The following is a 7,264-nucleotide window of genomic DNA, read 5'->3' as shown; positions in this document are numbered from 1 at the left end:
GGGGACTTTCCAGGTCTTCGGCGAACTTGGCTATAAGATCCACTATGGCAAAGCCCTGTTCGAACCTTATGCGGGTCTTGCCTATGTTCGCCTAAAAACCGACGGATTTAATGAAAAGGGCCACACCGCAGCAGCCCTATCCGTTCATTCCGGCACGACGGCGACCGGCTTCTCGACGCTCGGCCTTCGCGCGTCGACAGAGTTTCTTCTGGGCAGCATCACGGCAACGGCACGAACCGATCTTGGCTGGCGCCATGCCTATGGCGACATCACGCCGGTTTCCACCGCAAACTTCATCGGCTCGGATGCATTCTCAGTCTCCGGTCTTCCGATTGCCGACGATGCAGCTCTCATTGAAGCGGGACTTGATTTCAAGCTGACCGACGATGCCACCCTTGGCCTGTCCTATAACGGCCAGTTTGCTTCCGGCGCCAAACAGAACGGATTCAATGCGAAACTCAGTGTCAGTTTCTAACTTCTGAGCGGAAGCGCATCTCGAGGAACTTAAGAACGGCAGGTTTGAGGCCCGGAAAGAGCTGCCAGCTTTCCATTCGCTGCGTAGGGCAGGCGTCCGGCAATCACAACGACGCTCTACGTTAATGCGGACGTGCATCGCCATTACCAGCCAGATTCTTCTCGCTTTTCCTATTTTTTATTCCGGACAAGAAAATACGGCAGACCCAATTCACGGTATGGATTTTGACGCGTTCTACTCAAAGAACTCGAACGGTAGCGCCGACCTTCACCTTTTCGTAGAGCTCGATAATGTCTTCATTGAGCATGCGAATACAGCCTGACGAAGCCTCGGTCCCTATGGTCCAGGGCTCATTTGTCCCGTGAATACGATAAAGCGTATCGCGACCGTCGGCGAACAGATATAGCGCGCGTGCACCTAACGGATTCGCTGGCCCGGGTTCGATGCGCTTTGGCAACCCCGGTGTTTCGGCATGCATATCGTCGGTTGGATGCCATGCTGGCCATTTTGCCTTCCGCTCGACCGTTGCCGTTCCGCGCCAGCTATACCCGGTTTTGCCAACGGCTATCCCATAGCGCCTGACAGTATTTGGGGATTCGACAAAATAGAGATGCTTGTTACGAGGGTCGACTATGACCGACCCGGGCGCGGCATCCATCTGTTTTGCCATCGTGACCGGCTGAAGATCTTTCGCGAACTTGCCGCGATTGACGGGACGAACTGGAAACTGTTCAGACGAATAGGGACTTGCGTCCAGCGAAGGAGACACATTTCCAGAGCCAGCACTGCAACCCTGTACCGCGAGCAATCCAAGTATGAAACTCCGTCGGGAGATTGCAGAACGACAAAGCGATGTCGTAAGCGGGATTGCTGTCATAAGAGAGATCCAAGCGTTGTCGGGTTATCTGAACTCGGGCGTCGCGGAGCCATTAGCATCCAGTGAAGGCCGGATAATAAAACGCTCCCGGCATCTCTTCCATACCGGGAGTGTTTATTTGAAAGTCCGATCAGAACTTCACGCGCAGTCCCAGCGTTCCGCCGACCTCGTAACTGTCAGCAAAGTTCTTCAGGCTGGTATCTGCAGATAGTTCGCCATAGATGGCATACTTGTCGTTGTTCCAGCTGTAGGTGCCGCCGAAACCAATGCCGCCAGTCACCCGGTCGGCGCGGCTGTCGAATTTGGTTCCCGATACATCTACCCGGGTTCCGTCGAGGAACTCGTTGGTGAGATTAATGATCCCATAGACCTGCGCGCGGCTTGTTTGACCCTCAGCGTCCTTCCAGCTGCGCTCGTGCCCAAGCGCCAGTCCCAGACGACCCTTCAGGCTGTCACCCTTGTCGAGCGACACGCGGGCCTCGTAGGGATCGGTGAAGCTGTCGAAATCAACAGACGACCAGATCAGCTGCGCCTGCGGGGTGAGCGTCCAGTTCTCATTAAGACCGATGCGCTTGCCAGCTTCGAGGCTTAGGGCATAACCAAAACCATCATTGCCGTCAGCAAGTCCCTGACGCAGCGTATCGGAGTAAAGATCGCTGTCATACCAGGTCACCTGCCCCTGGGCATCGAGATAGAACCCGTTATTGCCGTACCAGGTCAGCGTGCCGCCGAAGCCATAGCCTGTTGTGTCAATGTTGCCAATGCCAAAGATCGACGAGATATCGGTAGAGACCTGACCATAGTGAACAGTTACGCCGCCAATGAGCTTGCCAGCATCGCTTTCATAGAGCTGACCGTCAATGCCGGCCTGCAGCTTCCACATATCGTAGTCATAGTCTGACTGGCTCGTGGTGACATCAGGCTGCTGACGACCATGCAGCCCTTCGATGCGACCCCAGACGCCAGTACCGCCAACAAGTGTGGTCGCACCATCCTGATAATAGGCATTCTGGTCCTGCGTCGGCGTGCATTTGAAGTTCTGTGCCGGGTCCTTGCAGAACACGGTCTGGGCCGGAGCCTGTTCGCGCCAGTAGCGGTTGCCTGTGCGCTGCGCAAGCGTCGGTAGACGATTAAGAACCTGAAGTGCATTCGGATAAGTCTCGTAAACCGGCACGCCAGGATGATAGCGCGGCGGTTGAGGGCCAGTAGGTACGACCGGGCCGCCTGGAACGACTGGATTGGTCAATACTGAGCGCAAATACCAGTCATCAGTGGCATAGCTATCCCCATAGACATCTGTGCCACTAGAGGTAGGGCTTCTGTGCAGTGTATAGGCATAGGCGCCTGCGATCTTGGCGTTCTGGCCATCATTCGTTACATAGTCGCCATTACCAAGGAAAAACGCACTCGTGGTCGTGGTGCCGCCATTGATGGCGTTGACGACCTTGATGCCATCGGTCGTTGGCGCGCCAGTGCCGTTGATATTATTAATAACAAGCCCTGTTTGACCAGTCGCTGTGCCACCATCGATCACGATCTGGTCCGATGGCGAGGCATCGCCGCCCAGGTAAGTATTCAAGACAACCGTACCGGCTGCCCCCCCGGCGCCTCCAACGAAATTAGAGGCCGTCAGTGTCTTATAGGCGCCGTTCACAGGCGGTGCAAAGACGATCAGGCCCGCATTCTCGGTGGAGCTGCCAGCGGTGTTGTTGACAGTGGAACTAGCTATCATGTTCCAGGTGCTCGTGACATCGACAGTCATATTGTCGGCGTTCAACGCAGCCCCGGTCAATGTACTCCTGTTCAGTGTCGCGTTGGCCCTGGCGGTTCCCTCTCCCACCACATTACCGGTCAACGCCATGTCGGTGAAATTGCCGCTGGTGGTGCCGCCTACGGCATGTACCACGATGCCGCTGCCTGTTGTGGGAGCGACACCGGTCAGATTGGCAACGACATTGCCGGCCGTTCCGGTGATCAGATCCCCCGTCGCGCTCAGGGAGCCACCTGCCATCATCACCGTGCCATCTCCGGTGCCAAGAATACCCGACGAACCGGTTCCGTTCGCCGTCACGGCAGTGTCGGTCGTGTTGATCTGGCCGCCAGCGTTGACGGAGAGGCCCGAAGCAGCCTGCGTTGTGACGGACGAAGCCGTCATCTTGACATTGCTGTTTGCACCTTCCGACAGCGCACCGAAGGCGCCGGCACCGCTGGTGTTGACGGTAGCATTCGTGGCGTCGACGACACCGCCTTGCATCGCGTGCAAGCCCATGGCGTTGACACCTAAAGTGGTAACCGCCGTGCCGTCCTTCGCACCGTTCGTCAGCGTGACCGAGCTGCCGGGTCCGGTCACCCGGACACCATCGGCAGTGAAATTGGCGGTCGGAGCACCACCCGTCATGATCGTGCCGCCAGCAACTGTGGCGGTGCCCCCGGCATTGGCAGCGACACCGATGGCACCGTCGCCAGTGGTTGTGAGCTTGTTGTCCGTGATCGTAAGCGTGCTGCCAGCCCCAATCGCCTCTGCGCCGTTGGACTCCTTGCCGATCTCACTCGCTAGGTAATGGCCGCCGGACGTGCCGAAACCTGGCTTATACCCGGTGGTGATCTCGCCGCCGATTACACTCATCGTGCCGCCGCCAGTGGCACGGACACCGGCGCTGGACGGGCCGGTCGTCCGGACAATGGCATTGCTAATGGCGACCTTGCTGGCCGTTCCGTTTCCATCCGTCCCATCCGCAATCGCGCCGGTGGAGCCGGTCTCATAGGTAAAAACGCCGTAGCCCTTGAAATCGATGAAAGCCCCGCCCTGGGCCACCGCGCCGGCGCTTGCCGCTCCATAGGTGGTCACGCTGCCGCCCTGATCAATCGTGATCTTGCTGCCGGTCCCCTGGGCGAGGAGAGCCACGGAATTGCTGATGAGCGTTCCATGATAATTGCCGGTCACAACCGCGCCGCCATGGATAGTGGCCGCTCCCCCGTCGGCAACCGACATCCCGGCACTGTTATTGCCATAGGTGTTGATGTAGCTGGAGTTGGTGCCGATCGTGCTGCCGGCACCCGAAACAAAGGCACCTGCCGTATCCTCGCCGCTAACGAAACCGCTCACACCGGTGAGGGTGATTTGGCCCCCTGATTCAGCGACGAAGGCAGAACTGCCCATGCCAGAAGTCGAGATGCTGGACTGCAGGGCATTGATGCCGGTAATTTCAACCGTGCCACCATTGGCTGCATAGGCGCCATACGCATTGTTGCCGCCTGTAACCACGATTTGTTGCCCGACATTCGGTGGCAGCGTCACGCCGCTAAAGTCAGCATTTACATCACTGCCAGCTCCGGTTGCGTAGATGCCGTGGCTGCCGTCGCCCGATGTGCTAACGAGGACACCCTTTCCATTGATCTGGCCGCCGCCATCCGCAAAAAGACCGTGACTGCCTGCGCCCGTCGTATTGACATAAGCGGTGTTATATCCCCCACTACCATCTGGTGCGCCGTTCAAATTGATCGTTCCGTCGCCGCTCGCGTGGGCGCCGGCACCAGTGCCGCTTGCCTCCAAGCCAACAACGTTTCCTGTGTAGATCCCGGTGCCGGAGGCGCCGACCACATCCGTGGCATCATTGCTAGATCGAGTTGGCGTACCTGGCATGCCTGAATCCGTGCAACTACCCGAGGCGATGCTCACAGGCGCATCCGGTGCTGGTGCACACTGCGCGAATGCCTGCGTGGATGGCAGCAACACGGTCACAGCCGCCGCCAGAATATAGCGGTGATTGTAGACGGAGCTTAGCAAGGCCTTCTTAAGGGAGTTAACTGCGGAAGCATCAAAACTGCGAATGCGCATTTCTTTATAGTCAGACTGCATGTGGGAAACCCCTCCCCGTGAACTTTCAAGAATAGATACACAATTTTAGTAAGACGTCCAGATACACTTAAAAATGCGACCTGAGTAGGCTCTGCATGGCCACTGGTTGCGAACATTTGAGCTTCTCAAAACCTTACAAGCACCTGACTTACACGGTTACGCAAGTTCACCCGCGGCATGCTTATCGACCAGCTTCTGACACTCATGAATTGCGCGAGATGCGGCACCGTAACGGTAAATTTGATGTAAGTCTCAGCAGTTGATTAGAGGGCATGCACGACAATCGCTCCTCGCTGTACCACCGCCACGGCTTTCCGCCTGAGATTATCGCTGAAGCAGTGTGGCTGTATTTCCGGTTTCCGCTGAGCTTTCGCATGGTCGAAGACATGCTGACATATCGAGGGGGTCATCGCCCCCCACAAGACAGTGCGCGAGTGGGCTGAAAAGTTCGGACGACACTACGCCAATAAATTTGTCGCCGCGCACCTCGCCTGGGCGAAAAATGACACCTCGATGAGGCTGTCGTGACGATCAATGGTGAGCGACATTTTCTGTGTCGCGCTGTTGATCAGGATGGCTTTGTACTTGAAGTGCTGGTCCAGAAATGTCGCGATACCAAGGCTGTAAGGCGCTCCACGCGCAAGTTGCTGTCAGGTCAGGGTGCCGTTCCCCGCGTCATGGTCACTGATAAACTGAGATCTTATGGTGCTGCCAATCGGGAGATCGGCCTCACGGTCTGTGATCATCGCCAGCGCAAGGGCTTGAACAATCGGGCCGAGAATTCTCATCAACAGATAAGGCGCCGAGAACGAGGCATGAAACGCTTTAAGTCAGCACGACACTTGTAGCGTTTCGCATCCATTCACAATCCGAGGTATAACCTTCATCATTTTCCCCGCGACCGCTTCACCTCTGCCATTCACCGCGAACTGCGTCAAACCACCAACACTGTCTGGCGCGATATCGCTGGCCTCTAATACGCGCAATCACTGCATCATAGTTCAACAGGCGTCTGCGCACAGGATAAGGCTACGCTGCCCCGGATAAATCCGACGCCGGACGCCGAAACCGTCATGGCTCAACTGCCATTATGGTTCGAGCACTATAACAATCGTCACACGCACAAGGCTTTGGATATCAATCTCCATAAGAGTTCCTGAGCTGAAATGCCCAATCCGGAAAATGTCCGGTTTTTAAGGAGTAACTGCATATTTTTTAATTTTGGGCGCCAGCTGCACGATACTGATATTCTATTTACATTATTTTCTCTATCTTAAATAACATTAATATAATATATTTATTGCAAAATTGCTTATAATTATTTGCAATGCCATAATGAAATATTATATTGTATATATTGTAATAAAAGTAAAATTAATTCATATTTTCATATTATATATTATTGGTTATAAATTTGAATCAAATACAATATTAATTATAGAAAATTTGAGGTTTGTCGGATAAAGCGTAATGTTGTCTTATGGCTATTGGGTTATCATGTGGGTTTTTATTCATTTGTTCTAATATAAACACACCAAACTGATCTGAAATCGATTAGTAGGAAGCTAATGATTGCGATTTTTATACAACTGATCGGTGGCCTTCTTGGTGGGTCGGTGTTCGGAAAGATCGTTCATGTCGCTAATATGGGTGCGTTCTGGAATGCATTGATGGGGGCATTGGGGGGGAATAGCGGGCGGTCAGTTGATCGGCCTCGTCCTCGGCAAGACAGAAATGTCAACCGGGATCGATGTAAAAGCCGTCATCGGTCCATTTGTTGACGGCGCATTGACTAGCGGTCTCGTCCAGATTTTCGCGGGAATGTATCTGAGAAGGCTAATTGAACGTTCAATTACAAAACGGCGTAGATCGTATTTTTGAACATAGCATTGAGACGGGAGGAGCAATCATGGTAGCGCGAGGAAAACCGGCCCATTACCGGTTAGCCGAAGTCTGCGAAAGACTGAACACAACCGAGTGTCAGCTTGCGAGCCGGTTGGGATTATCGCGTGCGGCGCTCAAATCAATCGAACGTCCGGATGCACCGCTTTAT

3 protein-coding genes and 2 pseudogenes are annotated in these 7,264 nt (G+C 54.7%); 3 read left to right on the top strand and 2 right to left on the bottom strand.

The features are described from left to right. On the top strand, positions 1-475 hold a 475-nt coding region (locus D8666_RS23740; protein WP_121539667.1), incomplete at its 5' end, for an autotransporter outer membrane beta-barrel domain-containing protein. Between the two features lie 238 nt (positions 476-713). On the opposite strand, the gene D8666_RS23735 is transcribed toward D8666_RS23740, so the two are convergent. Continuing rightward, positions 714-1,352, bottom strand: coding sequence for a L,D-transpeptidase (locus D8666_RS23735; protein ID WP_121539666.1), 639 nt, complete (start codon positions 1,350-1,352; stop codon positions 714-716). Between the two features lie 130 nt (positions 1,353-1,482). Continuing rightward, on the bottom strand, positions 1,483-5,211 hold the full coding sequence (locus D8666_RS23730) for an autotransporter outer membrane beta-barrel domain-containing protein (protein ID WP_121539665.1): 3,729 nt from the start codon (positions 5,209-5,211) through the stop codon (positions 1,483-1,485). Between the two features lie 272 nt (positions 5,212-5,483). On the opposite strand from D8666_RS23730, the pseudogene D8666_RS23725 reads away from it, so the two are divergent. Both D8666_RS23725 and D8666_RS24405 read left to right on the top strand, forming a co-directional pair. Next, positions 5,484-6,188: pseudogene (locus D8666_RS23725) on the top strand (IS6 family transposase). An 863-nt stretch (positions 6,189-7,051) separates the two neighbouring features. Beyond that, positions 7,052-7,264: pseudogene (locus tag D8666_RS24405) on the top strand (hypothetical protein); the annotation flags it as partial.

It is taken from the genome of Ochrobactrum soli, assembly GCF_003664555.1.
GTDB classification, from domain to species: Bacteria; Pseudomonadota; Alphaproteobacteria; order Rhizobiales; family Rhizobiaceae; genus Brucella; species Brucella teleogrylli.
Note: the sequence above shows the minus strand (reverse complement) of the source record. Positions and strands in the feature narration are given on the sequence as shown.

Bases quoted from the DNA above. Each gene is read 5' to 3' on its own strand.
- D8666_RS23730 (WP_121539665.1), bottom strand. From the start codon at position 5,211: ATGCAGTCTGACTATAAAGAAATGCGCATTCGCAGTTTTGATGCTTCC.
- D8666_RS23735 (WP_121539666.1), bottom strand. From the start codon at position 1,352: ATGACAGCAATCCCGCTTACGACATCGCTTTGTCGTTCTGCAATCTCC.